26 protein-coding genes and 2 pseudogenes are annotated in these 25,024 nt (G+C 72.0%); 14 read left to right on the top strand and 14 right to left on the bottom strand.

Features of this window, described 5'->3' with window-relative positions:
• Nucleotides 1-3 precede the first annotated feature (3 nt).
• Nucleotides 4-837, top strand: coding sequence for an undecaprenyl-diphosphate phosphatase (locus AB0I03_RS05385; protein ID WP_360408095.1), 834 nt, complete (start codon nt 4-6; stop codon nt 835-837).
• 61 nt (nt 838-898) lie between these two features.
• Here AB0I03_RS05385 and AB0I03_RS05380 read toward each other — a convergent pair whose 3' ends face one another.
• The 4 genes from AB0I03_RS05380 to AB0I03_RS05365 form a co-directional block, all read right to left on the bottom strand.
• Nucleotides 899-1,831 (bottom strand): EamA family transporter, encoded by a 933-nt coding sequence (locus AB0I03_RS05380; protein WP_360406789.1) that lies wholly within the window; start codon nt 1,829-1,831, stop codon nt 899-901.
• Nucleotides 1,832-1,986: 155 nt separating this feature from the next.
• Nucleotides 1,987-3,147, bottom strand: coding sequence for a pyridoxal phosphate-dependent aminotransferase (locus AB0I03_RS05375; protein ID WP_360406786.1), 1,161 nt, complete (start codon nt 3,145-3,147; stop codon nt 1,987-1,989).
• Between the two features lie 63 nt (nt 3,148-3,210).
• Nucleotides 3,211-3,564 carry a hypothetical protein gene (locus AB0I03_RS05370; protein WP_360406783.1) on the bottom strand — a complete coding sequence of 118 codons (354 nt, stop codon included), beginning with the start codon at nt 3,562-3,564 and terminating at the stop codon, nt 3,211-3,213.
• Nucleotides 3,565-3,566: 2 nt separating this feature from the next.
• Complete coding sequence (locus tag AB0I03_RS05365) at nt 3,567-3,971, bottom strand: VOC family protein (RefSeq protein WP_360406780.1); 405 nt, start codon at nt 3,969-3,971, stop codon at nt 3,567-3,569.
• Between the two features lie 85 nt (nt 3,972-4,056).
• Between AB0I03_RS05365 and AB0I03_RS05360 the strand changes: the two genes are divergently transcribed.
• From AB0I03_RS05360 to AB0I03_RS05345, 4 genes are all read left to right on the top strand, one after another.
• Nucleotides 4,057-5,034 carry a WYL domain-containing protein gene (locus AB0I03_RS05360; protein ID WP_360406777.1) on the top strand — a complete coding sequence of 326 codons (978 nt, stop codon included), beginning with the start codon at nt 4,057-4,059 and terminating at the stop codon, nt 5,032-5,034.
• Nucleotides 5,035-5,103: 69 nt separating this feature from the next.
• Complete coding sequence (locus AB0I03_RS05355) at nt 5,104-5,691, top strand: TIGR03086 family metal-binding protein (protein WP_360406774.1); 588 nt, start codon at nt 5,104-5,106, stop codon at nt 5,689-5,691.
• A 124-nt stretch (nt 5,692-5,815) separates the two neighbouring features.
• Nucleotides 5,816-6,667: an NAD(P)H-binding protein gene (locus AB0I03_RS05350; protein WP_360406771.1), complete on the top strand. Its 852-nt coding sequence runs from the start codon at nt 5,816-5,818 to the stop codon at nt 6,665-6,667.
• Nucleotides 6,668-7,063: 396 nt separating this feature from the next.
• Nucleotides 7,064-9,505 (top strand): S8 family serine peptidase, encoded by a 2,442-nt coding sequence (locus tag AB0I03_RS05345; RefSeq protein ID WP_360406768.1) that lies wholly within the window; start codon nt 7,064-7,066, stop codon nt 9,503-9,505.
• Nucleotides 9,506-9,579: 74 nt separating this feature from the next.
• Here the strand turns inward: AB0I03_RS05345 and AB0I03_RS05340 are convergent, their stop codons facing one another.
• From AB0I03_RS05340 to AB0I03_RS05325, 4 genes and pseudogenes are all read right to left on the bottom strand, one after another.
• Entirely contained in the window at nt 9,580-9,900 is a 321-nt protein-coding gene (locus AB0I03_RS05340; RefSeq protein WP_360406765.1) for a hypothetical protein, read from the bottom strand.
• Between the two features lie 85 nt (nt 9,901-9,985).
• Complete coding sequence (locus tag AB0I03_RS05335; protein ID WP_360406762.1) at nt 9,986-10,342, bottom strand: hypothetical protein; 357 nt, start codon at nt 10,340-10,342, stop codon at nt 9,986-9,988.
• Nucleotides 10,343-10,362: 20 nt separating this feature from the next.
• On the bottom strand, nt 10,363-11,157 hold the full coding sequence (locus AB0I03_RS05330) for an ABC transporter permease (protein WP_360406759.1): 795 nt from the start codon (nt 11,155-11,157) through the stop codon (nt 10,363-10,365).
• A 59-nt stretch (nt 11,158-11,216) separates the two neighbouring features.
• Nucleotides 11,217-11,870 (bottom strand): annotated as a pseudogene (locus AB0I03_RS05325) (ATP-binding cassette domain-containing protein); the annotation flags it as partial.
• Between the two features lie 56 nt (nt 11,871-11,926).
• Between AB0I03_RS05325 and AB0I03_RS05320 the strand changes: the two are divergent.
• The 3 genes from AB0I03_RS05320 to AB0I03_RS05310 are packed head-to-tail and all read left to right on the top strand — an operon-like array spanning nt 11,927 to nt 14,339.
• Nucleotides 11,927-12,328, top strand: a complete 402-nt coding sequence (locus AB0I03_RS05320) for a GntR family transcriptional regulator (protein WP_360406756.1) — start codon at nt 11,927-11,929, stop codon at nt 12,326-12,328.
• Nucleotides 12,325-13,455, top strand: a complete 1,131-nt coding sequence (locus AB0I03_RS05315) for a hypothetical protein (protein ID WP_360406753.1) — start codon at nt 12,325-12,327, stop codon at nt 13,453-13,455. Before AB0I03_RS05320 ends, AB0I03_RS05315 begins: the two co-directional genes overlap by 4 nt.
• 20 nt (nt 13,456-13,475) lie before the next feature.
• A complete protein-coding gene (locus AB0I03_RS05310) occupies nt 13,476-14,339 on the top strand; it encodes a serine hydrolase (RefSeq protein ID WP_360406750.1) in 864 nt (287 codons plus the stop codon).
• Here AB0I03_RS05310 and AB0I03_RS05305 read toward each other — a convergent pair.
• Nucleotides 14,333-14,632: a LysR family transcriptional regulator gene (locus AB0I03_RS05305; RefSeq protein WP_360408092.1), complete on the bottom strand. Its 300-nt coding sequence runs from the start codon at nt 14,630-14,632 to the stop codon at nt 14,333-14,335. The genes AB0I03_RS05310 and AB0I03_RS05305 overlap by 7 nt on opposite strands.
• Nucleotides 14,633-14,724: 92 nt before the next feature.
• Here AB0I03_RS05305 and AB0I03_RS05300 point away from each other — a divergent pair, with 92 nt between their 5' ends.
• Complete coding sequence (locus tag AB0I03_RS05300) at nt 14,725-15,711, top strand: MBL fold metallo-hydrolase (protein ID WP_360406747.1); 987 nt, start codon at nt 14,725-14,727, stop codon at nt 15,709-15,711.
• On the top strand, nt 15,701-16,534 hold the full coding sequence (locus AB0I03_RS05295; RefSeq protein WP_360406744.1) for an MBL fold metallo-hydrolase: 834 nt from the start codon (nt 15,701-15,703) through the stop codon (nt 16,532-16,534). The genes AB0I03_RS05300 and AB0I03_RS05295 overlap by 11 nt, the downstream gene beginning before the upstream one ends.
• A 4-nt stretch (nt 16,535-16,538) precedes the next feature.
• On the opposite strand, the gene AB0I03_RS05290 is transcribed toward AB0I03_RS05295, so the two are convergent.
• Together AB0I03_RS05290 and AB0I03_RS05285 are read right to left on the bottom strand one after the other, a co-directional pair.
• Nucleotides 16,539-17,144 carry a response regulator transcription factor gene (locus AB0I03_RS05290; RefSeq protein WP_360406741.1) on the bottom strand — a complete coding sequence of 202 codons (606 nt, stop codon included), beginning with the start codon at nt 17,142-17,144 and terminating at the stop codon, nt 16,539-16,541.
• Complete coding sequence (locus tag AB0I03_RS05285; protein ID WP_360406738.1) at nt 17,141-18,382, bottom strand: histidine kinase; 1,242 nt, start codon at nt 18,380-18,382, stop codon at nt 17,141-17,143. The genes AB0I03_RS05290 and AB0I03_RS05285 overlap by 4 nt, the downstream gene beginning before the upstream one ends.
• A gap of 122 nt (nt 18,383-18,504) precedes the next feature.
• Between AB0I03_RS05285 and AB0I03_RS05280 the strand changes: the two genes are divergently transcribed.
• Nucleotides 18,505-19,422, top strand: a complete 918-nt coding sequence (locus tag AB0I03_RS05280; RefSeq protein WP_360406735.1) for an ABC transporter ATP-binding protein — start codon at nt 18,505-18,507, stop codon at nt 19,420-19,422.
• A 27-nt stretch (nt 19,423-19,449) separates the two neighbouring features.
• Entirely contained in the window at nt 19,450-20,178 is a 729-nt protein-coding gene (locus AB0I03_RS05275) for an ABC transporter permease (protein ID WP_360406732.1), read from the top strand.
• A 248-nt stretch (nt 20,179-20,426) separates the two neighbouring features.
• Here the strand turns inward: AB0I03_RS05275 and AB0I03_RS05270 are convergent, their stop codons facing one another.
• Together AB0I03_RS05270 and AB0I03_RS05265 are read right to left on the bottom strand one after the other, a co-directional pair.
• Entirely contained in the window at nt 20,427-20,816 is a 390-nt protein-coding gene (locus AB0I03_RS05270; protein WP_360408089.1) for a cellulose binding domain-containing protein, read from the bottom strand.
• A pseudogene (locus AB0I03_RS05265) lies at nt 20,793-21,752 on the bottom strand (non-reducing end alpha-L-arabinofuranosidase family hydrolase); the annotation flags it as partial. The gene AB0I03_RS05270 and the pseudogene AB0I03_RS05265, both read right to left, overlap by 24 nt.
• 339 nt (nt 21,753-22,091) lie before the next feature.
• On the opposite strand from AB0I03_RS05265, the gene AB0I03_RS05260 reads away from it, so the two are divergent.
• Nucleotides 22,092-23,312, top strand: coding sequence for a sulfotransferase (locus AB0I03_RS05260; protein ID WP_360406729.1), 1,221 nt, complete (start codon nt 22,092-22,094; stop codon nt 23,310-23,312).
• Nucleotides 23,313-23,316: 4 nt separating this feature from the next.
• Here the strand turns inward: AB0I03_RS05260 and AB0I03_RS05255 are convergent, their stop codons facing one another.
• Nucleotides 23,317-24,432 carry a winged helix DNA-binding domain-containing protein gene (locus tag AB0I03_RS05255; protein ID WP_360406726.1) on the bottom strand — a complete coding sequence of 372 codons (1,116 nt, stop codon included), beginning with the start codon at nt 24,430-24,432 and terminating at the stop codon, nt 23,317-23,319.
• 138 nt (nt 24,433-24,570) lie between these two features.
• Between AB0I03_RS05255 and AB0I03_RS05250 the strand changes: the two genes are divergently transcribed.
• The gene (locus tag AB0I03_RS05250) at nt 24,571-25,017 is read left to right on the top strand and encodes a DoxX family protein (protein WP_360406723.1); all 447 of its coding nucleotides are present in this window, start codon (nt 24,571-24,573) and stop codon (nt 25,015-25,017) included.
• The last annotated feature ends 7 nt before the right edge of the window (nt 25,018-25,024 follow it).

The following is a 25,024-nucleotide window of genomic DNA, read 5'->3' as shown; positions in this document are numbered from 1 at the left end:
GACATGACCTGGTTCGAGGCCATCGTGCTCGGGGTCGTCCAGGGCCTGACCGAGATGCTGCCGATCTCCTCGTCCGCGCACCTGCGCCTCACCTCGGCGCTGTTCTTCGAAGAGGACGCGGGCGCGTCGTTCACCGCCGTGACCCAGCTCGGCACCGAGACCGCGGTCCTCCTCTACTTCTGGAAGGACATCGTCCGCATCCTCGTGGCCTGGTGGAAGGGCTTGCGGGACAAGGAGCTGCGAGGTGAGACCGACTACCGGCTCGGCTGGTACGTGATCATCGGCACCCTCCCGATCGTGTTCTTCGGCCTCATCTTCAAGGACGCCATCCGCGACGGCGCCCGCAACCTCTGGCTCGTGGCGTTCAGCCTCATCTTCTTCGGCCTGCTGCTGGCGCTCGCCGAGCTGGTGGGCCGGAAGACCCGCACGTGGGAGGACTTCCGGATGAAGGACGGCCTCATCCTCGGCTTCGCCCAGGCCGCCGCGCTCATCCCCGGCGTCTCCCGCTCGGGCGGCACGATCACGGCGGGCCTGTTCATCGGCCTGGACCGGACGGTGGCCGCGCGGTACTCGTTCCTGCTGGCGATCCCGGCGGTGTTCGGCGCGGGCATCCTCAGCCTCGGCGACGTGTTCGACCCGGCCACGGAGGGCTCGGTCCCGAGCGGCGCGCAGATGCTGGTGGCGACGATCATCGCGTTCTTCGTGGGCCTGGCGGCCGTGCACTGGATGCTCAAGTGGGTCGCCAAGCACAGCGTCTTCATCTTCGTGTGGTACCGCTGCATCCTCGGCGTCGCCGTCGTCATCATGCTGGAGACGGGCTACCTCAGCGCCACCTGATCCTTTGCGCTGCAACGAGGGCCGGTCCAACGACCGGCCCTCTACGCGTGCCCGGGACCTGTCAGCGCCGGGATTCGGCCAGGGCCAGTGCCGTGATCGAGCCGAGCAGGACCACCGCCCCCGCCGCGGTGGCGACCGTGAGCGGCTCGTGGAGCAGCGCGACGGCCAGGAACGCGGCGGTGACCGGTTCGATGAGCATCATCACCGAGGCCGTCGTCGCCCTGACCCGGGCCGCGCCCGCGAAGTACAGCGGATAGGCCAGCGCGGTCGTGAACACCGCGAGGTACCCGATGATCGCGAACGCCCGCACCGGGTCGCCGACCGAAGGAGCGAGCCCCTCGAACCAGGCGGGCAGGAGCAGTAGCGCCGCGCCGATCCCGAAGGACCACATGGTGAGCGTGAACGGGTCCTCGCCGTCGCTGCGGCGCCCCGTGGCGCGGCCGAGGAGCGTCACGGCCGCGTATCCGGCCGCCGAGAGCAGCGCAAGCGCGACGCCGCCCGGGTCCACGACGCCCGCGCCGTTGCCGAGGACGAGGACGCCGAGTCCGGAGACCGCTCCGGCGACGGCGAGCGCGCCGCCGCGGCCGAGGCGCTCACCGAGGAGCAGGCGGCTGCCGAACGCCGTCAGGATCGGCCCGGTGCCGAGCGTGAGCAGGGTAGCGGCCGCGACGCCGGTCGCGTCCACGGCGGCGAAGTACGCGGTCTGGAAGACCGCCATGCCGAGCCCGACGCCGGCCAGGAGCGGTGCCCGACGCCGCAGCGGCGCGTTCGGCCTGATGCGGGTGCGCTTGGGGCGCAGCGCGGTGAAGGCCAGGAGCAGCACGAGGCCGCCGAGGTGGCGCCAGAACGAGACGGCCGCGGGGCCGAGATCGCCCGCGCGGTAGACGAGTTCGGCGGCGGCGCCGGTGGTGCCCCAGGCGAGGCCGGTGATCGTGAGGAAGCCGAGGCCGCGCCTGGCGGCTTCGGGGCGAGCGGGGGCAAGGGTCGTTGACATGCGTTCTCCAGCAGGGAGCGAAGTGACGTGGCTCGTCTGCGGGCATGCCGAATTCGCGCTTCGGCTCAGAACGCCTTGCGCGGCGATGGATCAGGTGCCCGCCTCAGGCGGCGGGCGGGGGAAGGAATCCCAGTGGCATGGCGCCACCCTACCGGTCAGGCCAGGCCCGCGGCCAGTCGCTCGAGTCCCGTTTCGATGACGTCGAGGCGCTTGCAGAACGCGAACCGCACTTCCGGGCGCGCCGCCTGGTCGAGGTAGAACACCTGGTTCGGGATGGCGACGACGCCGCACCGCTCGGGCAGTTCGAGGCAGAACGCCAGGCCGTCCGCGTACCCGAACGGCGCGGCGCTCGCGGTCACGAAGTAGGTGCCCTCCGGTTCGTGCACGTCGAACCCGATGTCCCCAAGCCCGGCCACCATGAGGTCGCGCCGCTCCTGGTAGCCCGCCGCATAGGCCCGGTAGAACCCGTCGCCGGAGGCCAGCGCGGCGGCGATGCCGTACTGGAACGGGGTGCCGGATGCGAACGACAGCCACTGCTTGACGTCCTTCACGCGCGCGACGAGCTCGGCGGGGCCGCTCGCCCAGCCGATCTTCCAGCCGGTGACCGAGAACGTCTTCCCGGCCGAACCGACGGTGACCGTGCGGTCCCACATGCCCGGGAAGGTCGCGAGCGGCACGTGCGCGCGGCCGTCGAAGACCAGGTGCTCGTACACCTCGTCGGTGACCGCGATGAGGTCGTGCTCGACGGCCAGCGCCGCGATCGCCGCCAGTTCCTCGCGGCGCAGCACGGTGCCCGTGGGGTTGTGCGGCGAGTTGACCAGCAGCGCCTTGGTGCGCTCGGTGACGGCGGCGGCGAGCCGGTCCTTGTCGAGCCGCCAGTGGCCCGATCCGCCCTCCGGCGCCTCGAGCCGCACCGGCACCAGCGTGCCGCCCGCCAAGGCGACCGCGGCCTTGTAGGAGTCGTAGCTCGGTTCGAGCGCGATGACCTCGTCGCCGGGGTCGACGAGCGCGAGGATCGCCGCGGTGAGCGCCTCGGTCGCCCCGGCGGTGACCGTGACGCCCTCGTCCGGGTCCGGCGCGAGGCCGTACCAGTGCCGCTGGTGCGCCGCGATCGCCTGGCGCAGTTCGGGAATGCCCGCGAGCGGCGGGTACTGGTTGTGCCCGTCGCGCATGGCGGCCGCGGCGGCCTCGATGACGTGCGCGGGCCCGGACTCGTCAGGGAAGCCCTGGCCCAGGTTCACCGCGCCGTGGCGCAGCGCGAGCGCCGACATGGTCGTGAAGATCGTGGTCTGGGGCCGCCGGCCGGGTCCGCTCACGGTGCCTCCTCCTGGTTGCCGAACAGCGCTGGACGAACCCGGCCATCATCCCAGCCCGCGGCGTCAACCGTCGGCGGGCCAGCGGCCCTCGGCCTTCGCCCGCTCGATCTCGGCGAGCCCGGCCGGGCGCATCCGGCCCGCCGCGATGAGCGCTTCGGCGATGCCCCGGTTCCGCTTCGACCACGGGCTGCGCTTGGTGCGCGGCGAGTAGCGCTGCAGGAACGAGTCCTCGTCGAGGCCCTTGCGGTGGCCGTCGATCCACCCGAAGCACAGCGCCGCTTCGAGCGCAGGGCCGATCCGGAGCCGCCCCTCGGGGGAGCGTTCCTTGCCGATGCGCAGCCACACTTCGCGCTCGCCCTGGTGATTCTCCAGCCAGACCTCCCACTCATCGCGGTCGGCGAGATCGAGCGGTTCCACGGTCAGGCCCCCTTGCCGAACGAGGCGAGCGTGTCGAGGTAGTGCTGGTTGTACATGACGCCGAGCACGTTCCCGAACGGGTCGACGAACGAGGCCGTCTCGAACCCCTCACCGCGCACGATCTTCGGCTCGTACTCCTTCGCGCCCATGGCGCTCAGCCGCGCGATGCTCGCGTCGAGGTCGTCGACGTGCCAGTACGCGATGGCGCCGCCGGGCGCGGCGGTCATGTCGTGCGGCGCCCATCGGCCCTGGGCGATGCCGATCTCGTGCTGGTAGTCGCCCACCCGGAACTCGATGTACCCGGGCACCTCGAAGTACGGTGCGGCGCCGAGCAGCTCGGTGTACCAGGCCTTGGCGGCCTCGAGGTCCTCGGCGAAAAAGCTGATGGTGCTGAATCCTCGCAGCATGTGCGTGCTCCTTTGTCGTCGTTGAAGACCAAGCTATGGCCCATTGCGGAAGATTGGCTTCCGCAATGCGTGCGAGAATCAGAGCATGCTGGAGACCTCCGCGCGCCTGCTCCGCGTCCTCGCCCTCCTCCAGGCCCGCCGCGACTGGACGGGCGAGGCGCTCGCCGCGCGCCTCGACGTCACGACCCGGACCGTGCGCAGCGACATCGACCGGCTCCGCCGGCTCGGCTACCGCGTCCACTCCACGACCGGCAGCGCCGGCGGCTACCGCCTCGAGGCCGGGAACGCCGTGCCGCCCTTGCTGCTCGACGACGAGGAAGCCGTTGCGGTCGCGGTGGGCCTGCGCGCGGCGGCCTCGGGCTCGGTGGCCGGGATCGAGGAGACCTCGCTGCGGGCGCTGGCGAAGTTGGAGCAGACGATGCCGTCGCGGCTGCGCCGCCGCATCGACATCCTCAGGGCCGCAACCGCTTCGGCCGCCGCTGCGGGCCCCACGGTGGACGCCGGGGTCCTGACGGGGATCGCTGAGGCCGTGCACCGGTGCGAGCAGCTGCGCTTCGACTACCGCGACCGGGCGGGCGCGGCGTCGCGCCGCCGGGCCGAGCCGCACCGGCTCGTGTACACCGAGCGGCGCTGGTACCTGCTCGCTTGGGACGTCGACCGCGAGGACTGGCGCACCTACCGCGCCGACCGGATTGGTCTGCGGACCCCGAACGGCCCGAGGTTCACGCCGAAGGAGCCGCCGGAGGAGGCCGTCGCCCACGTCCTGCGCGGCCTCGGGCATGCGGCGTGGCGGCACCAGGCCGTGATCCGCCTGCAAGCGCCTGTGGAGCAGGTCGCCGCGATGCTCCCGCCGGGCAGCGGCCTGCTCGAACCCGCGGGCGACGCCGAGTGCCTGTGGCGCACGGGCAGTGACTCCCTGCGGGACCTCACGAACTACCTCACCGGTTTGGACCTGCCGTTTATAGTCGAGGCCCCGCAGTCGCTGCGCGACCACCTGAACGGCCTCGCCGCCCGCTACCTCGCGGCGACCGCGTCAGAAAAGACTCGAGAAGTAGTGGAATAAAGCATTCCGTTCTGATATGATGGTGGTATCGGAAGCGACAGCGACCGCACACACCTCAAGGAGCACGACATGACCACGACCACCTGGCCCCTCCTCGCCGAAGCCCACGACGCCCTCCTCAACGCCGTCAAGGGCGTCGGCGACGACCAGTGGCAGCTGCCCACCCCCTGCGACCAGTGGACCGTCACCCAGGTGCTCCAGCACGCCGCGGGGGACCAGGTCGGGTTCGCCGCCGCGCTCACCGGCGGCGAAGGCCCCGACGAGAACCCGTTCGCCCCCTCGGGAACGCCGCTCGCCGACCCGGTCGCGCACGTCGAGGCCGCGACCGGAGCCGCCGCCGCAGCCTGGGCCGGCGTCGCGGCCGATGCCGAAGCAGTGCCGGTCCCCGTGCCCCCGAACACGCTCGACGCGGTCACCGGCGTGGGCGCCTGCGCCCTCGACGCGGCCGTCCACGCCTGGGACATCGCAAAGGCCACCGGCCAGGCCCAGCCGCTCAGCGAGGAGGCCGCGAGCGCGATCCTCCTCGCCGCCAAGCAGATCGTCGAACCGCTGCGCGCCTGGGGCGCCTACGCGCCCGCGCTCGAACCGCAGGACGGCGACGACGCGGTCGCAGCACTCCTGCGCTACCTCGGCCGCAATCCTGAATGGACCGCCTGACGCGACCGCGGGCGGCGGATCTCCGCCGCCCGCGCAGCGCCTCGGCGAGGCCGTAGACGAACGCGCATGCATCGTGGCGTCCTAGCGATGGGCGCGGCGCCCCTGATCGACTTGACTGGGGGACATGAGCAACGAGAACGACATCATCCTGGTCACCGGCGCGACCGGCAAGGTCGGCCGCCGCCTCGCCTCCCGCCTCCGCGAGGCCGGGCACACCGTCCGCGCGGTCTCGCGCAGCACCGAGATCCGCTTCGACTGGCACGACGAATCGACGTGGGCCGCGGCATTCGAGGGCGTCACCGCCGCCTACCTGATCCCGCCGGACGAGCCGTTCCCGGCCGCCGCGGTGGTCGCCGCGGCCGAGCAGGCCGGCGTGCGCCGCCTCGTCGCCCAGTCCGGCCGGCGCATCCACGTGGTCGCCGAAGCGGCGGGCGTCGGGCCCGAGGCGGTCGGCATGTACGCGGCCCAGGAGGCGGTCAAGGCCTCCAGCCTTGAATGGACCGTCTTGCAGGCCAACAACTTCAACCAGAACTTCAGCGAAGGCGACATGCTGCCGGCGATCCGCGAGGGCGAGCTCTTCCTGCCGGTCGAGGACACCGTGGAACCGTTCATCGACGTGGACGACATCGCCGAGGTCGCCGCCGCCGTCCTCACCGAGGACGGCCACCACGGGAAGACCTACGAGCTGAGCGGCCCCGAATCGCTCACCTTCCCCGCGGCGGTCGAGGCGATCGCGCAGGCGGCCGGCAAGCCCGTCGCGTTCCAGTCGGTGAGCCCCGAGGACTACGCCGCGGCGCTGCGCGCCGAGCAGCTTCCCGAGGACCTCGTGTTCTTCCTCGACGTGATGTACCGGGTCATGCGGGAAGGCAGGATCGGCGACGTCGCCGACGGCGTCGAGCAGGTCCTCGGGCGGAAGCCGACCGCGTTCGCCGACTGGGCGAAGCGCGCCGCCGCTGAAGGCGCCTGGGTGAAGTAGCCGAGTGCCGGCCGGGCCCGGGACGACCCGATCGCTCGGCCCGGCAGCCTGCCGGGCCGAGCGCTCGCCGACCCGCATCTGATCGAGCAGCGCGGCCGGGCTCCGACGAGCCCGGCCGCGCTGCGTCCGAGCGTCTCGCGGACCCCCCACCGACCGGGCTCGCGCCGACCGGCGCGAGCAGGCCGGATCCTTGTCGCGAACCCGTTCCCGCGACCCCGTTCCCGCGCCCGCGGCCCCCAACACGCTCGACGGTCCGGCCCGGAGAACAGCGGGACCCTACGCACCGTGATCGAGGCGTAGCCTGGAGAGTGGCCGCCCGACCGTGTCCCCGAACGACACCGTTCGAACCGCACTGCCCTGACAGGACGGCCGCCCCTCCTTCCGAAGAAGGCCGCCATGTCCAGACTCCTCGTGACCCTTCGGCGCACCGACGACCGCGACGCCGTCCTCGGCAGCGTCCTCGAAACCGGCGCCCGAGTCCTCGCCGAATACCCCGACCAGCTCCTCGTCACCGGCACGCCCCGGCAGGCCCGCGACCTCGCCGCGCAAGGCCTCGAGACCACGCCGCTGCCCGAGCAGCCCGTCCAGACCGCCGGCGCCAGCTTCCAGTTCGCCGCCGCGCTCGACGCACAGACCGCCGTCCACATCGATCCCGAACCCGGCCGCACCGCCTACTACCTCGTCAAACTCGTCGGCCCGCCGATCAGCTCCTGGCTCGACCAGCTCACCGAGGCCGGCGCCGACCTCCACGGCAGCCTCTCCGGCTTCACCCTGCTCGCCGGGTTCCTTCCCGAACGCGCCGAAGCGATCCGGGACCTCGACTTCGTCGACGAGGTCACCCCCTACCGCCCGGCCATGAAGGTCTCCCCGAAGCTCCACCCCTCGCCGCGCCGCGACCTCGACGCCGCCTACCTCGCGGCCGTCGACCCCGACGACTTCGCCGAGGACGGCCCGCAGATGATCGAAGTCGCCGTCTTCCCCGGCGAGGACACCGCCCCGCTGGCCCGCCGCATCCGCGCCGCGGGCGGCTCGGTCTTCACGGCCCTCCCGAAGTCCCTCGTGGCGAGCGTCCCGCGCCCGGTGATCGCCGAACTCGCCGACCTCGAAGGCGTGCAGGCGATCATGCCGTACGCGTTCTCGCAGACCAGCAATGACAAGGCCGCCGCGATCATGGGGGTGCCGACCGACCACCGCTTCGGCGCACTCGCGCTGGCGGGCGCGGGCCAGATCGTGGCCGTCGCCGACTCCGGGCTCGACAACGGCGACCCCGAGACCGTCCACCCCGATGTGCGGGGCAGGATCGCGGCGATCACCTCCTGGCCGACCCGGAAAGTCCTGGCGCCCTTCACGAACGACCCGCCGGGCCACGACGACGGCCCGGCCGATACCGACTCCGGGCACGGCACGCACGTTGCCGGCTCGGTCCTCGGCAGCGGCGAGGCCGCCCGCCAATCCGGTGCCGGACCGGTCCCGGCCGGGATCGCACCCGAGGCGACCCTCTTCTTCCAGGCGATCAATCAAAAAATCCGGTGGAAGTCCCGCGCCGAGCTCGCCGCCGCCGGCCTGCAGCCGTTCACGATCCCTTGGCCGCCACCGGCTTCGGGCCTGTACGGCATCCCCGGCGACCTCGGCGCGCTCTTCGGCGAGGCCTATGAGGCGGGCGCGCGCGTGCACACCAACTCGTGGGGCGCGCCGCTCGCGGGGGAGTACGGGCAGAACGCGCGGGCCGTCGACGAGTTCATGTGGACGCACCCGGACATGCTGGTGCTCTTCGCCGCCGGGAACGACGGCGCGGACGCCGACAACGACGGCCTCATCGACCCCGACTCGATGGGCTCCCCTGGGACCGCCAAGAACTGCCTCACCGTGGGCGCCAGCGAGAACGAGCGGCCGAGCGGCTCGGAGCCGCCGCCGGGCATCGACCGCAACTGGAGCCAGCTGGGCCGCTATCCGAAGCTCGGCGCGGCCGGGCACGTCTCGGACGACGCCGACGGCATGGCCGCGTTCTCCTCGCGCGGGCCCACTGACGACCTGCGGATCAAACCCGACGTGGTCGCCCCCGGCACGAACGTCCTGTCCATGCTCACCTCGGTGTACGCCGGAGACGACGAACCGCTGTGGGGCCGCCTGCCCGAGGGGCATCCGCTGCGCGAACGGTACTGCTGGAGCGGCGGCACCAGCATGGCCACCCCGCTGGTCGCGGGCGCGGCGGCGATCGTGCGCCAGCACCTCGCCGCCCAGGGCCATCTCGAGGACGGCCGCCGCCCGTCGGCGGCGCTCCTGAAGGCGCTCTTGGTGAACGGCGCGGTCGCGATGCCGGGCCAGTACCCCGGCGAGGTCCCCGCGGGCCCGAACCCGGTGAGCGGCTTCGGTCGCATCGACGTGGCCCGCGCCGTCGGCGCGGCTCATCTCAGCCGTTTCGCGGACGCGCCGGACGACGCGGTCGCGACCGGCGAGATCCGCCGCTACCGGATCGAGGCCGCCGACCCCGACCTGCCGCTGAAAGTGACGCTGGTGTGGACGGACGCGCCGTCGCTCGAGGGCCTGGGCGGCCTGGTGAACGAGTTGTACCTGCAACTCGAGACGCCTTCAGGGGAGGTGCTGAACTGGGACGCGGGCCCGGCCACGCGCGTCACGAACAACGTCCAGCAGCTCACCGTGATCGCACCCGAGGACGGCGTCTACACGGTCCGCGTGCGCGGCGTCTCGGTCACCCAGCACGCCCCGGGCGCGGCCCCTTCGGACGGTCTCAGCCAGGACTTCGCCCTCGCCGCCTCGAATGCGGTCGCCGAGGGCGACGGCGCTGCCGCGCTCGCCCCGATGCCGGCCTCCCGGTGAAGAAAGGCGGTGGGCTTCCGAGAGGGAGTCCGCCGCCCACACCCGCTCGCAATGGGATTCCCGAGCGCTTCGGCCTACGCGCCGTCCTGCCGAGTCATCGGCGGTCGGTCAAGGATCTCGACGTACACGATCCGCTCGTGCACGACATCGAGCACGAGGTCGCCGGTCTCGGGATTGAGCAGGATGTTGCGATGCCCGGGGCCGTACGGCGTCCCGGGCGGGTGCTCGGCGGTGCGGAAGCTCTGGCAGTAATCGTCCTTGCACCCGCACTCGGCGACCAGGCGCAGGTCCGCCACCGCCGTCGCCAACGACCGCTCACCCTGGGCCTCGAGCAGCCGGGCGAGCTCGGCGACGAGTTCGGGATAAACGTCCCGGACCAGCGGATGCTCTTCCATGATCGCCAAGCATAGTGACGGCCCGGCCCGAAGTGAGCTGCCCTCACCGCGAGCCGAGCCGAGCCGGCACCCGCCGGACCGGGACCTAGACCGCTGACCGGGCGCGGAGCTCGGCGACCGCCCGCTCCGGGTCGTCCACTTCGAGGATCAGCCGGTCGTACCGTGCGCCCTCGAGTTCGATCACGATGGCATCGTCGGGATTCGCGACGTCCCAGAAGTCGCGGCTTCCGGCCCGCCGGAACGATCCCGTGTTGACGACGCCGGGAAGGTTGGTCGCCTTGCCCCAGCGTGCGCCCGGGAAAGCCCGGGCCGCGGCGGGGTCGGCGCGGACGGCCGTGATCGCCGCCAGCGGGATCACGAGGGGCCGCCAGCGCCCGAAGGCCCGCCGGGCTCCCGTGAGCCGGATGGTCAGGTGCGTTTCCGTGCATGCCAGTTCGGCCATGTCGATCTCCTTCGTTCGCTTCAGGTGACGTCGCGTCGCATGGGCAGCAGTACCGCGGCCGCCGCCGCGAGCAGCGCGTAGGCGAGCAGCACCGCCGCGCCGAGCACGGGCGGCAGCAGGGTCGCGGCCGAGCCGGTGACCTCGATGGACGCCTCGCCCATAAGGCTCGCCTGGGTCAGCGCGGCGGTGGCGCCGCCGGGCAGGAACGGGTACACCGCGCTCACCCCCGGAATCAGGACGAGCAGGTGCTCGACCATGTACAGGTAGGCCCCGAGCACGGCAAGGGCCGCAGTCTGGTCCCGCAGCAGCGCCCCGACGCCCACGCCGATCACGGTGTACGCGGTCATCGCCGCCGTGAGGCACGCGAGCATCCCCGCGACCGTCCCCGGGGAGGCCCCGACCTCGGTGCCGCGCGCCGCCGCGGCCCCGTAGAGCGCGATCGCCGCCGATCCGGCGACGATGAGGCCGTACCCGGTGCCCGCAAGGGCGTACGCCGCGAGTTTCGCGGCGAGGACCCGGTGCCGCCGGGGCGCGAACAGGAACGTGTAGGTGATGGTGCGGTGCCGGTACTCCGAGGTCACCGCGAGCGCCCCGAACAGTGCGGGGGCGAGCACGGTGAGGCCGATCAGGCTGAGGACCAGCCGCACACCCGGACCGGTGTCGATCCCGGGCATCGGCGGGTCGAAGTTCTCGGGGCCGACGAGCACGGCCATGGCGGTGAGCGCGCCCCCGGAGAGCACGGCGACGGGCGGGCCCCAGCGCCACAGCGGGGTCGAGAAGAGGCGGCGCAGTTCGGCGCGGACGAGGCGGTTCATGCCGCGGCTCCCGTCAGTCGGAGGAAGGCCTGTTCGAGGCCGGTGCCATCGCTGAGCAGTTCGGTCAGGGGCCCGGTGGTGAGGAGCCTGCCGCGGTGCATGACGACGACGTCGTCGACGAGCCGCTCGGCCTCGGAGAGGACGTGGCTCGCGACGAGGACCGTGCGGCCCTCGGCGGCGAGGTCGCGCAGGAGGCCGCGCAGCCAGGCGATCCCTTCGGGGTCGAGGCCGTTGGTGGGCTCGTCGAGGATCAGGACGGGCGGATCGCCGAGGAGCGCGGTGGCGAGGTTGAGGCGCTGGCGCATGCCGGTCGAGTAGCCGCCCGCGCGTCGGTCGGCGGCGTATGCGATGCCGGTGAGCGCCAAGGCTTCCGCGACGCGGGCGGCCGGTGCGCCGAGCATGTCCGCGTAGACCCGCAGGTGGTCGCGGCCGGTGCGGGCGGGGTGGAAGTTGGAGGCCTCCAGGACCGCGCCGACGGTGCGCGCCGGTTCTGGCAGGTCGCGGTAGTCGCGTCCGCCGATGCGGGCGGTGCCCGCGTCGGAGGCGACGAGGCCGAGGAGCATCCGGAGAGTGGTGGTCTTGCCGGAGCCGTTGGGGCCGAGGAAGCCGGTGACGCGGCCGGGTTCGACGTCGAAGGTGAGGTCGGTGACGGCCTCGACCGGTCCGAAGCGCTTGGTGAGGCCCCGGATCTCGAGGCGGTGGTGCGGGGGCATCTGAACTCCATCTCTTCTATCTGTTCTAGTTCATGTATATCAGATAGACTTGACGGATGCGCATCACGCTTGCGGTGGACAGCGAGATCCCGATCTATCAGCAGATAAGGGACCAGATCGTCACCGCCATCGCCACCGGCGAGCTCACCGCCGAGACGCCGCTGCCCTCAACCCGGCAGCTCGGCGCCGACCTCGCGGTCAACTTCCACACCGTCAACAAGGCGTACGACCTCCTCCGGCACGAAGGGTTCATCCGCGTCAACCGCAAGAGCGGCGCGGTCATCCGCCGCGACCGCACCTCCGGCCCGCCCGAGCCCGGCGTCGCCGACGCCTGGCAGGAGCGGCTCACGATCATGCTCGCCGAGGCCGTCGCCCACGGCCTGGACCGCGACGAGGTCCTGGCCCGCACCGACCGCATGCTCGCCGCGTTCACCGCCGCCGAGAGGACCGAACCGTGACCCTCCCGCTCATCACCCTGCTGCTGACCGCGGCCCTCGTGACCGCCGTCTTCCGGTCCGCCCCGGCCCTCGCCCGGCCCGGCATTCCGTTCGGCACCGCCGTCCCGCCCGACCGCCTCGCCGACCCCGCGATCCTCCAGGCCCGCAACCGCTTCGCCCGCACCGTGCTCGCCTGCGGCGCCCTCACCGCCGCGCTCGCCGTTCCCGCCGCGTTCCTCCTCGACCCCGAAGCGGTCACCGCCGCCGCGGTCACCGCGCTCGTCCTCGCCGACACGGCCGCCTACACGCTCGCGGGCCGCCGCGTGCGGGCCGCGAAGACCGACGGCGACTGGTACGCCGGGACCGCGCAGGCCGTCACCGCCGACCTGAGCTTCCGCGCCGACCCGGTACGCGTGCCCTGGCGCTGGACCATTCCCGCGGTGCTCGTCCTCGCGGCCACCGCCGCCATCGGGGCCGCCCGCGCTGGATCGCTCCCGGCCACGCTCCCCGGCCTCGGCGGCCTGACCCTCGACGGCGGACCGCGCGTGCCCGCGACCTTCCTCGCCGCCGCCAACCCCGTCCTCACCCAGGCCGCGCTCACCCTCGCGGTGCCGCTGCTGCTCGCCGCGATCCTGAAGTCCCGCCCCGAGATCGACGCCGCCCGCCCCGCCGACTCCGCCCGCCGCTACCGCGTCTACCTGCGATCCCTCGCCAACCTGCTCCTGTTCACCGCCGCCTGCGTGAACCTCACGCTCCTCGGCATCGCCCTGCGCCTCTGGGAGATCCTGCCGCCCTCACCCGCGGCGACCATCGCGATCTTCACGCCCCTCGCCGCCGCCGCGGCCGCCGCCGTGGCCTTCGAGGTCCGCGTCGGCGTCGGCGGGCACCGCCTGCCCGGCGGCGAGCCCGAGGACACCGGCCTCGTGCAGCGCGACGACGACCGGCACTGGCACCTCGGCGGCTTCGTGTACGCCAACCGCGACGACCCGGCCGTCCTCGTGCACCAGCGCGCAGGCGGCCACCAGTGGACCGTCAACCTCGGCCACCCGGTCGGCTGGGGCACCGCCGCGCTCCTCGTGCTCATCGCCGCCGCCGCGGCAGGCGCCGCCGCCCTCGGTATCGTCGACCTCCCCGACCGCGGCCTGTGACCGCCCGACCAGGAGCCCCCATGGACCTCGACCGCTTCTTCACGCCCCTGGGCGCCAAGGTCAGCGCCCATATCCGCGACATCTCGGACGGGCGCGGGACCGGATTCGGCGAGACCGACCCCGTGATCCTCGTGTCCGTCGTCAAGCTCTTCATCGCCTGGGAGTTCCGCTGCCAGGTCGAAGAGGGCCGCATCGACCCGGCCGCCCCCATCCGCGTCACCGCCGCCGACCGGCTCGGCGGCACCGGCGTCGCCGGGTTCCGCTACGACTCCCAGATCGCGGTCTGGGACCTCGCGTCGCTCATGATGGAGGTCTCCGACAACTCCGCCGCCGACCTCGTCGTCAAGCACATGGGCGCGGGCGCCCTCCGCAGCCTCCCGGCCCGGCTCGGCCTCAAGGACACGCGCCTGCTCGGCGCGCCCCGCACCATCCTCGAAGAGGTCGCCCGCGACCTCGACATCGCCGACCTCGAAGCCCTCGCCCACGTCCTCGAGGCCGGCTCGGTCACCACCGCCGAACTGCGCGCCACCAGCGCCTGGGACCCCATGCGCACCAACGCCTCCACCCCCGCCGACATGACCGCGTTCCTGCGCCACATCTGGAACGGCCCCGCACCCGTCGCCGCCGACGTGCGCCGCTGGATGGGCCGCCAGCTCACCGGCGGCCGCCTCTCCCGCCTCGCCCCCAGCGAGGTCAGGCCCTTCGGCCGCTCCGGCTCACTCCCGGGCCGGCTCAACGAGGTCGCCGTCTGGGAGTGGCCCGACGGCCGCCGCCACGCCATCGCCGTCTTCGCCCAGGTCACGCGCGGCAACTTCCGCGAAGTCGAACTCGCCATGAGCCGCGCCGCCCTCGCCCTGACCGAAGCGCTCGCAGCCGATCAGTAGATCGACGACCACGGCCGCGGCGGGTTCGCCGGGTCGGTCTCGGCCGCCCGCTGCACCAGCGTCCGCATCCGCTGATGCGCCCGCAGCAGCTCCGGCGCCTCCCGCATGAGCACATGCCCCGCAGGGGTCAGCTGGACCTGCCCGCCGCCGCGGTCGAACAGCTCCGCGCCGAGCTCCTTCTCCAGCCGCCGGATGCGCTGGCTCAACGGCGGCTGCTCCATCCCCAGGCGCTCGGCCGCCCGGCCGAAGTGACGTTCTTCACCCACTGCCAGGAAACACTCCAAGTGCCGCATGATGTCCACGCGGCAACGATATCAACGCGCGTATCAGCCCATAGGCGCGTCGATATTGGACGGAACGGGACACGGCGGCTTGAATACCACCCATGACCACAGCCAACGACCACTCCCCGCCGATCCGCCGCCGCGGCCTGCTCATGGGCACCGGCGCGGTCGCGCTGGCGGCCACCGCCACCGCGGGCGGCATCGCCGCCGCACAAGAAGAGGACACGCAGTCCGAAGCCGCTCCCGCAGTGCGGCTGCGCTGGCTCGGCACGAACGCCTGGGAGTTCACCACCCCGTATGCGACGGTGCTCATCGACCCGTGGGTGAGCCGCTTCCCGACCGGCGCGTACACGCCGGAGGGCGCCGACCCGGAGACGAGGATCGAGGTCTACGAGGACGTCATCGACGAGCACCTGCCGAAGGCCGACACCATCCTCGTCACGCACGGCCACTGGGACCACATCGCCGACGTCCCGTACCTGGCCTCGCGCACCGGCGCGACGGTCCTCGGCACCGAGACGCACCTGAACCTCCTGCGGGCCATGGACGCCCCGGAGGCCCAGTTCTCGCAGGTCCTCGGCGGCGAGCTGTACCGGTTCGGCGAAGCCGCTGACGAGGGCTACACCGTGGAGGTGTTCCGGTCCTCGCACTCGGCGAGCGGCGAGCACAAGCAGATCCAGTTCGGCGGCACCCGGCCGGGCGCGGTTCCGAAGCGCCCCAAGCAGATCAAGGACTTGATCGAAGGCGGCAGCCTCACCTACTGCCTCGATTTCGGCGGCGTCTCGTTCTTCAACGCCGGCTCGGCGAACTTCCACGAGCACGAGATCGCGCACCTGCGACCCACGGCGGTGTTCGTGCAGCCCGGCGGCAAGCACATGCCCGACTACGTGGAGCGGCTGCTGGCGGCCACGGGCTTCCCGCGGTACGTGATCGCGACGCACTGGGACGACTTCGACAAGCCGCTCACCGAACCCGCCGTCCCCGGCGGCAACCCGAACAACGTGGAGGTGCTGCGCGAGCGCGTGGCCGCCGCGAGCCCCGACTCCGAGTTCCTCGTCATCGACCACCTGGAGAGCCATGACTTCTGAGGTCCACGTCCGCTGGCTGGGCACCAACGCCTGGGAGGTCACGGGCAACGGCGCGACCGTGCTCGTCGACCCGTACGTCTCCCGCACCTACACGGGGGCGACCAAGCCGGGCCGGTTCGACCCCGAGACGCCGATCGCGATCGACGAGGCGGCGATCGACGAGCACATCGGCGCCGCCGACTCGATCCTCATCACGCACGCCCACTTCGACCACATCGCCGACGTCCCGTACGTCGCCGAGAAGACCGGGGCGACGGTGCTCGGCACCGAGACGCACCTGAACCTGCTGCGCGCCATGGGCACCCCGGCCGAGCAGCTGTCGCTGGTGTGCGGCGGCGAGCGGTACCAGTTCGAGGGCTACACGGTCGAGGTGTTCCGCTCCTCGCACGGCGTCACCGGCAAGCACAAGAACCTGCTGTTCCCGGGCACCCGGCCGGGCGAGGTCCCGGCCCGGCCCGAGGTGGTCAAGGACCTCGTGGAAGGCGGCAGCCTCGCCTACCTGGTCGACTTCGACGGCGTCTCGCTCTACTTCAACGCGGTGCCGTCGTTCCACGAGCGCGAGATCGCGGGCATCCGGCCGACGGTGCTGTTCATGCAGGGCGCCAACCCGAACTACCCGGACTACGAGGAGCGGCTGTTCGCGGCGGTCGGCAGCCCGCCGTACGTGATCCCGACCCACTGGGACGACTACGAGGAGCCGCTGACGGAACCTGCCGTCGACCTCTTCGGCGGCGCGGCCCTGGGGGAGGTGGTCGCCCAGTACAGCCCCGACTCGCAGTTCGTGCTGCTCGACCACCTCGAGTCGTTCACGATCACGGGTTAGGCCGCTAGATCCAGCCCTGCTCCCAGGCGTGCTGGGCCGCGGCGTGGCGGGTCTTCTTGTCCAGCTTGCGCATCGCGGTCGACAGGTAGTTGCGCACCGTGCCGGGGGCGAGGTGGAGCTGGGCGGCGATCTCCTCGATCGTGCCGCCGCCCCTGGCCGCGCGGAGCAGGTCCAGCTCCCGTTCGGTCAGGGGCGAGCGGTCCTCGGTGAGGGCCGTCGCGGCGATCTCCGGGTCGATGTAGCGGCGGCCCTGGCCGATGTCGCGGATGATCTGCGCGAGCCGCTCGGCCGGGGTGGTCTTCGGGACGAACCCGGAGACGCCGGCGGCGAGGGCGCGGCGGAGCACGCCGGGACGCGCGTGCCGGGTCACGAGCATGACCTTGATGCCGGGGTTCGCCTCGCGGATGCGCGTCGCGGCCCAGAGGCCGTCCTGCGGCGGCATCTCGAGGTCGAGCACGGCGATGTCGGGCAGCCGCGAGGCGGCGAGCGCCACGGCGTCGGCCCCGTTGTCGGCCTGGGCGATCACGGTGATGTCGGATTCGAGCCCGAGGAGCACGGCCAGCGCTTCGCGCACCAGCGTCTCGTCGTCGGCGACCAGGAGCCGGATCATCGCCGGACCCGCTTGGGCGCGATGCGGCGCACCGGCACCGCCCGCCGCGGCTTCGCCTCCCGGCGCTGCGGAGGCACCTGCGGGTGCTGCGGCGCCGCTTTCGGCACGGTGCCCTTGAGGATGAACCGGTCGCCGTCGTGGACGTGCTCGACGGTCCCGCCCGCTTCGGTGAACCGGTCCTTGAGCATCGTCAGGCCATTGCCGTGCCCGGTGGGGGAGGGCGCGCCGTTGTTCGTCACCGTCACCGTGACCTGCGCATCGACCTCTACGATGGACACGTTGGCGGCGGTCGGCTCGGCGTGCCTGATGAGGTTCGTCGTCGCCTCGCGCACGAGCAGGCCCAGCAGCTTCTGGGTGTCCTCGTCCAGTGACGGCGCGGCGTCGGGCACCGTCGCCTGCACCCCGGCCGATTCGAGAATCCTTGCAGCCGAATCGATCTCGTCGGCCAAGGCGACCTTCCGGTACCCGCCGACGACCTCCCGCGCGTCTTTGAGCGCCGCCCGCGCCAGCTCCTCCACGGCCCGCATCTCGGCTTCGGCGCGCTCGGGATCGACCGTGACCAGCCGCCGCGCCACCTGCGCCTTCAACGTGATCGCCTGCAGGTTCCCGCCCTGGATGTCGTGCAGCTCGCCCGCGAACCGCAGCCGCTCCTCAGCGACCGCCAGCTCCGCGGCCAGGCCGCGGGCGTTCTCGAGCTCCTGCGCCACCTGGTAGTGCCACAACTGGCACACGACGGCCGTACTCACCGTGGGCACCATCAGCACCGTCACGACGACCGCCCCGATCGAGAACCACCCGAGCTGCGCGAACACCACCACCGCAGCGAGGACGGCCACGCACGCCAGCAGCAGGGCCCGCGCCCGCCTGCCCGGCCTGAACCACAGCGCGAACTCCGCGACGAGCATCCCGGCGGGCGCCGCCCACATGCCTTCGACCGTGCCCGAGCGCGCCTCGGCTGCGGCCCCGAGCACCAGCATCACCAGTGACACCGACCAGAAGACCTTGCGGCGCAACGGTCCCTGACCGTGCCAGTGGAGGGCGAGGGCCGCCGTGCACAGCACGACCGAGACCGTCGCGGCCCCGCCCGCCAGCGCCATGTCGATATCGGACATGTCGGAGCCCGCGATGAACAGCACGGCCAAGAACAGCACCGCGGGGCCGGTGCCGATCACGGTGAAGAACGTGTACGTGCGCAGCCGGCGCAGATTCAGCGCGGAGGCCTCAGGTTCAGGGGGCATCCCGAGATTCAACCACCCCGGCCACGAATGACATTTGTCAGACCGCCCCCACACGTCCGTCACCTCGACCGATGCGGTTCCGGCACTACCTGCGGCCCTTCGCGACCGGGAGCATTGACGTCATGAACGCGATCACCCACCAAGCGCAACCCGCCGTCGAGATCCGGGACCTCGCCTGCCGCTACGGCTCCTTCACCGCCGTCGACGGCGTCTCCTTCACCATCGCGCCCGGGGAGCTCTTCGCGCTCCTCGGCACCAACGGCGCGGGGAAGACCACCACCGTCGAGACCGCGGTCGGGCTGCGCCGCCCCGCCGCGGGCACGGTCCACGTGCAGGGCCGCGACCCCTACCGGCACCGCCGCGAGCTCGCCGGGCGCGTCGCCGTCATCGGCCAGGAGACCGGCTTCGCCGACGACCTCACAGTGCGCGAGACGCTGCGCCTGTGGACCGACCTGCACCGCCTCCCGTCCCGCGAGGAGCTGATCGAACGCGTGGACCTCGCCCACCGCGCCGGTGTGCGCGTCGCCGCGCTCTCGGGGGGCGAGCGCCGCCGCCTCGACCTGGCGATGGCGCTCTCGACGGACCCGGCGGTGCTGTTCGCGGACGAGCCGACCACGGGCCTGGACCCGGCGTCGCGGCGGCGCACCTGGGCGCTGCTGCGCGAGCTCACCGAGCGAGGGGCGGCCGTGCTGCTGACCACCCACTACCTGGACGAAGCGGCCGAACTCGCCGACCACGTGGCGATCATGGACCGGGGCCGCATCGCCCGCTTCGGCACCGTCGAGGAGATCACCGCGTCCCACGAGGCGCGGATCACCGTGGGCCCCAAGCCGTTCGACCCGCTCGCCCTGCCGGTGCTGGCGGGCCGGACCGCCGTGTCCGACGGGCGGCTCACGATCCGCACCACCGAGCTCCAGGCGGACCTGCACCGCCTCCTGGACTGGGCCGCCCGCACCGGTGTCGACCTCGGCGACCTGCGCGCCGGACCGGCCACGTTGGACGAGATCTTCGCCGAAATCGAGACCGCCCCCGCTTCCTGAACGCCCCCCTGAACTGGAGACCTGCCAATGACCGCTCTGACCCTCGCCGTCGCCGAGACCCGGCTGATCCTGCGCAACCGCACCGTCCTGGTGACCGCCGCCGTCCTCCCGATCGCGATGGCGATCGCGGTGGGCCGCTCGAACCTGGGGGCCGTGTCCGAGTCCGGCGGTTCGCTCGCCGCCGTGCAACTGGGGATGCTGCTCCTCTTCGGCGTGCTCATGCCCATCACGATGACCCTCGCCGCCCGCCGCCAGCAGCGCTACCTGAAGCGGCTGCGGTCCTCGCCGGCCTCCACAGCGTCCATCGTGGCCGGACTCGCCGGGCCGCTGGTGCTCATCGTCGCCGTCCAGGCCGTCATCGTCTTCGCGGTCATGGCCTGGCTCGGCAACGCCGGGCCCGAACACCCCGAACTGCTCGTGCTCGCCTTCGCCAACGGCGCCGTCACCTCGGTCGCCCTGGGCTTCCTGACCGCCTCGTTCACCAAGAGCCCCGAGGCCGCCCAGATCACCGTGATCCCCGCGACGCTGGTGTTCATGGTCGGCCTCTTCCTCGGCCTGGCTCCGATCGATGGCGCGCGATCGGTGCTCGCCGCGGCCGTGCCGGGCGCGAGCCTGACCGAACTGACCCGCCTGGCCTGGGACGGTTCGCCCGACGGCTACGCGGCCGCGGTCCGACCGCTGGTCCTCTCCACCATTGTGGCCGTCGCCGCCGCGCTCCTCGCCGCCCGGCTCTTCCGCTGGCAGCCCCGGGCCTGACTGCTCTCCGCGAAACCCCCGAGGCGCGATCGTCGCGGTCAGGGGCCGGCGGGGACGCCCGCCGATGGGGCCAGGCCGCATCGACTGAACAGCTGATTTACCAAACCGTTGTCGCCCATGCCTTGCCGCTCGGCGCGCAGGGCCATAGCTTGAAACCATCGCGGCGAACGCGATAGGACCGGACCCCCCGTCCCCCGTGCACTCCGGTGCCCGCTCCCCAGATCCGGGGGAGCGGGCACCGGCCTCATCTACGCCGAGGAGCAGGTCACCTGCGGTGCCGCGCTCGGCCCCGAGGCGACGAACCCGAAGGCCTCCCGCGACTGCCCGGCCGCGACGGAGCCGTTCCAGCCCACGTCATCGGCGGTCACCGTCGCCCCCGTCTGCGACAAGTCGGCATTCCACGACGAGCTGACCCGCTGCGAGCCCGGCCAAGTCCACTTGAGACTCCAGCCGCTCAGCGCCGCGCTCCCGGCGGTCACGTCGACCCGGCCCTGCCAGCCCGATCCCCAGTCGCCCACCACGGTGAGCGTCGCCGTGCAGCCGCTCGCAGGCGGCGGCGTGGTCGGAGGGGGCGTGGTCGGCGGCGGTGTCGTCTCGCCGGTCCCGCAGCCGGGACTCGTGTTGGTCTGCGTGAGCAGGCCCAGCCGCCAGGGCAGGTTGTTGTAGTCGCCGCTGGAGTTGGGGTCCATGCCCTGGTAGAGGTACCGCATGTTGCAGGTGCTGACCTCGAGCTTCTGGTCGATCCCGGACCGGATCATCTCGCCGTGGCTGATGTCCCGGGTCCACTGCCCGCCGGGGAAGGTCACATTGGACTGCGCGGCGAACGGGTTGGCGAGGTCGGCCGCCAGCGGCGTGTAGGGGCCGGCGATGCTGGGCGCGGTCCACGACCGGAAGTAGCGCCGCCCCGCCTCGCCGAACGCCTCGACCAGCAGCAGGTATCGGTTCTCGCCTTGGATCTTGTAGACGTTCGCGGCCTCCCACAGGTCGTACTTGTTGCTCTCCTCCATGGCGATGACCGGCTCGCTCATGCCGTTCGGGAAGTTCGCGAGCGAGGTCTGCGACCGGTACAGGTGCCCGTTGTCGTCGGAGGAGAACAGGTGGCAGTTGACGTCGTCGCAGGTCACCCACATGTCGACCCAGTAGCCCGAGCCGATGTTGTCCTCGATGATCTGCGGCATGCCGGAGTAGAAGTGCTTCGGCGCCGTCCACCCGTTCGGATTCGAGATGTCGGTGTTCGTCGAATATGACGCGTTCCCGGTCTGGTACACCAGGTACCAGAGGTTGTCCGGCTCGTAGAAGAACACCTGCGGTGCGGCCCGGTAGCCGGTGCCGATCGCGGACCGGTCGAGGTAGTGGTGGGTGGCGCTGGCGGCCTGCGACCAGTCGGTGAAGTTGAAGTACACCATGTTGTACCCGGCCGAGCTCGCGATGGACGCGAACACGTGCCACCGGCCGTTGTGGAAGACCACCGACGGGTCCTTCAAGCCCGCAATGTTCGGGTGCGCCGAGTCCGGCTTCGGGCCCGCGAGGACCCCGCTGGAGGACCAGGCGAAGTTCGCGGGCAGGGCTTCGGCCTGCGCCGGAGTGGCCGCGTCCTCCTCCGCGTTCTGCGCGTGGGCGGTGAGCCCTGCCGCCATGGTCGCCGCCAGCGCGGCGGCGAGCAGTGCGATGCGCACCGCCCGCAGCCGCGTTCGGATCGAGATGCTCATGTCGTCCTCCTTGGGATGCAAGGCGGTCGCGCTCGGAGCCCGAGAGTTTCGGGAGTTTCCGGAACCATCGCGACCGCACGAACAGGTTACCGATAAACATCGACGTCTGTAAATGCCATCGCGACCCGGTTGCGCTACGCTGCGGAGGCGTCACCCGGCCTGGCGGCTCTGTGGCGTGCATTGCCAACGCAGAGAGGACCTTCCATGCGCCGGACCACCGCACGATTGCGTCTTGTCAACGCCCTCACCGCTCCCGCCGCGCGGGCCCGTCACGACCCGTACCGCTTCTTCGACCGCCTCCTCGACGCGCAGCGCTCCGCGAACGCGGGCGTGGCCCTGACGGCGGAGGACGAGTCGGAGCTGCAGCACCTGCGCCGCTTCCTCGGGTTCATCGCCGACGTCCCGTCGCTGAGCGGCGTCGGCTGGCTCTCGGTGCGGGACATGGTGAAGACCCGCATCCGCAACCGGTTCCTGGTGCGGCGCCTGCAGGCCGAGCATCCGGAGGTGCGCGAGGAGCGGATCGAGGCGCCGGTGTTCGTGATCGGGCTGCCCCGCACGGCGACCACGCTGACCCACAAGATCCTGGCGAACGCGCCGGGCGGGCGCGGGCCGTACATGTGGGAGATGGACAACATCGGGCTGCCGCGGCCGGAGGCCGAGGTCGCGAGGCTGCGCCGGCAGACCCAGAAGCGGCTCGACCAGATCCTCATGCTGAGCCCGTCGTGGTCGCGCATCCACCCGGTGCGCGCGGACTGGGTGGAGGAGATCTACTTCCTGCTCAACCAGAGCCGCCTGCACAACACCATGGCGCCCATGCCGAAGTACGTCGAGTTCCTGCGCTCGTACGACGCGCGGCCGGACTACCGGTTCGTGCGCGACGTGCTGCAGATCCTCCAGTTCCGGCGCCCGGCGCCGCGGTGGATGCTGAAGCACCCGGACTGCCTGGGGGAGACGGCGGCGATCCACCACGTGTTCCCCGATGCGAAGTTCGTGTGGACGCACCGGGACCCGCACACGGTCATGGGCTCGATGTGCTCGATGGCGGAGTCCCTCGGCTACCTGCACAACCACCCGAAATCGGTGGACCCGCGGCAGATCGGGCAGATGTGGCTACAGATCCTCCCCGAGATGGTGGAGCGGGCCAGGCGCGAGCGCATCCAGATGCCGCGCGAGTCCACGGTGGACGTGGCCTATCACGCGATGATGGCGGACCCGTTCAAGTACGTGCCGGAGCTGTTCGACAAGCTCGACCTGAAGTGGACGGACGCCGACGAGCGGAACCTGGAGGAGTCGCTGAACCGCCCGCGGGACCAGCGCGGCCACGAGTACTCGATGGTGCACTACGGGCTCGATCCGGCGATGGTCGACGATGCGTTCGGCGACTACGGGCTGTTCGTGGACAACCTGACCGCGAGCATCCGCTGACCGGTCATCCGGTGTAGTCGAGGCCGGTGAGGGCGACGCCGCGGAACGCGGCGAGCTTCTCGGCCTCGACTTCGATCGCCTTGCGTTCGGGCGCTTCGAGATCGCGCCAGGGTTCGACGGTGACGTTGAACTTCTTGCCGGACTTGCGCGGGCGCCACACCCCGGCGACGCCGCCGTCGACGAGGACGGCGCCGGGCCTGCCGAGCACCGGCCACAGGGCCTTGACCTTGGCGGGGTCGGTGACGAGCGTGGCGCGGTCGCGGGCCTGGAGGTAGAGGTCGTAGGGGCCGAGCAGTCGCGTCCCGGAGGCCTCGGCTCCCTGGAGCGCTTCGAGGTCGGCCTCGAGCATCCAGCGTGTCTCGCCTTCGGCGGCGCCTTCGACCGCGACTTCGACGGCGTCCGCGGGCCAGTGGGCCTTGACCTCGCGGACGGGCGCGTCCACGTACTCGGCGACCTGCTTGTGGGTGGCGGGGCCGAGCAGGTGCAGGTAGGCGCGGACCGGGTCGAGGCGGTCCTCATAGGCCTCGGCCACCGTGAAGCCGGGCATGGGCTGCAGCACGGGCGGGGAGGTGTCGGGCACGAGTTCGAGGCCGGCGCGGACCGCGGAGAGCCGGAAGGGCATCTCGTAGAGGTGCACGGCGTCGCACGAGCGGCAGTACCGCTGGTACGGCTCGGGCATCGCCTCGTGCAGGCGCGTCGACATCTCGCCTTTGACCATGGGCTCCTTGACAATCGCGCGCATCTGCCCGGCGACGGCGTCGAGCGCGTCGAGGACGGGGATGCCCGCGTCCTTGAGGGGCTTGGAGGCGTCGAAGATCCGCTTCGCGGCGTCGGTCTCGGACCAGGGGGCGACGGCGGCGGCCACCTGCGGGGCGTCGGCGCGCCGGTAGCAGTGCGGCGCGCCGCGCAGCGTCCAGAGCCACACGAGGTCCTGGTGCTCGGCGGCGGCGCCGAGCCCGGCGGTGTCGACGCCGCGCAGCTCGAGGGCCCAGAGCGCCCCGTCAGGGCCCGTGTCCTGCACGCCGAGGTCGAGGGCGGCCGTGTCGGCGACCGTCCCGCTCTCGCGGTCGAGCTGCTGTGCCTGGACGCGGTAGCGCTGCACCTGCTGGCGTTCGATCATGCCCCCACGCTAGCGCCGGGGACCGACACGCGGGGTCCGATCGGCGGCGCAGAAGATTTTCGGGCGGCGCGATGAATCCGCACGGCGGGGCTCGTCTCTACTGGCAAGAACCCGATACTCCTTGAAAGAGGCCCCGCCATGACGACCTACGACCGCACCGCAGACGAGACCGTTCTCGCGACCACCGCCGCCGCAGCCCCCGGCAAGGTCCTGCACATCACCACGTGGGTGTTCCAGATCCTCTTGGGCCTGTTCATGATCGGCGCCTCGGCCACGCCGAAGCTGCTCGGCATGGAGTCCGCCGCCGTCGGCTTCGACATGATCGGCTGGGGCGACTGGTTCATGTACCTGGTGGGCTGCCTGGAGGTCGCCGGCGGCGTCGGCCTGCTCATCCCTCGCGTCGCGGGCCTCGCCGCTATCGGCCTGAGCCTGCTCATGGTGGGGGCCGCCATCTTCAACGTCGCGATCCTCGACTACCCGGTGCTCACGCCGCTGATCCTGCTGGCCCTGTTCGCGGGTGTCGCGTGGGTCCGACGGCACCAGACGCAGCGGTTCTTCAAGCACGGCTTCGCCTCCGTGCGGTGAACCCGCG

Origin of the sequence: Glycomyces sp. NPDC021274 (assembly GCF_040641195.1) — a bacterium.
In the GTDB taxonomy this organism is placed as follows: domain Bacteria; phylum Actinomycetota; class Actinomycetes; order Mycobacteriales; family Micromonosporaceae; genus Glycomyces.
The sequence above is the reverse complement of the archived record's forward strand: the minus strand, read 5'-3'. Positions and strand labels throughout refer to the sequence as shown.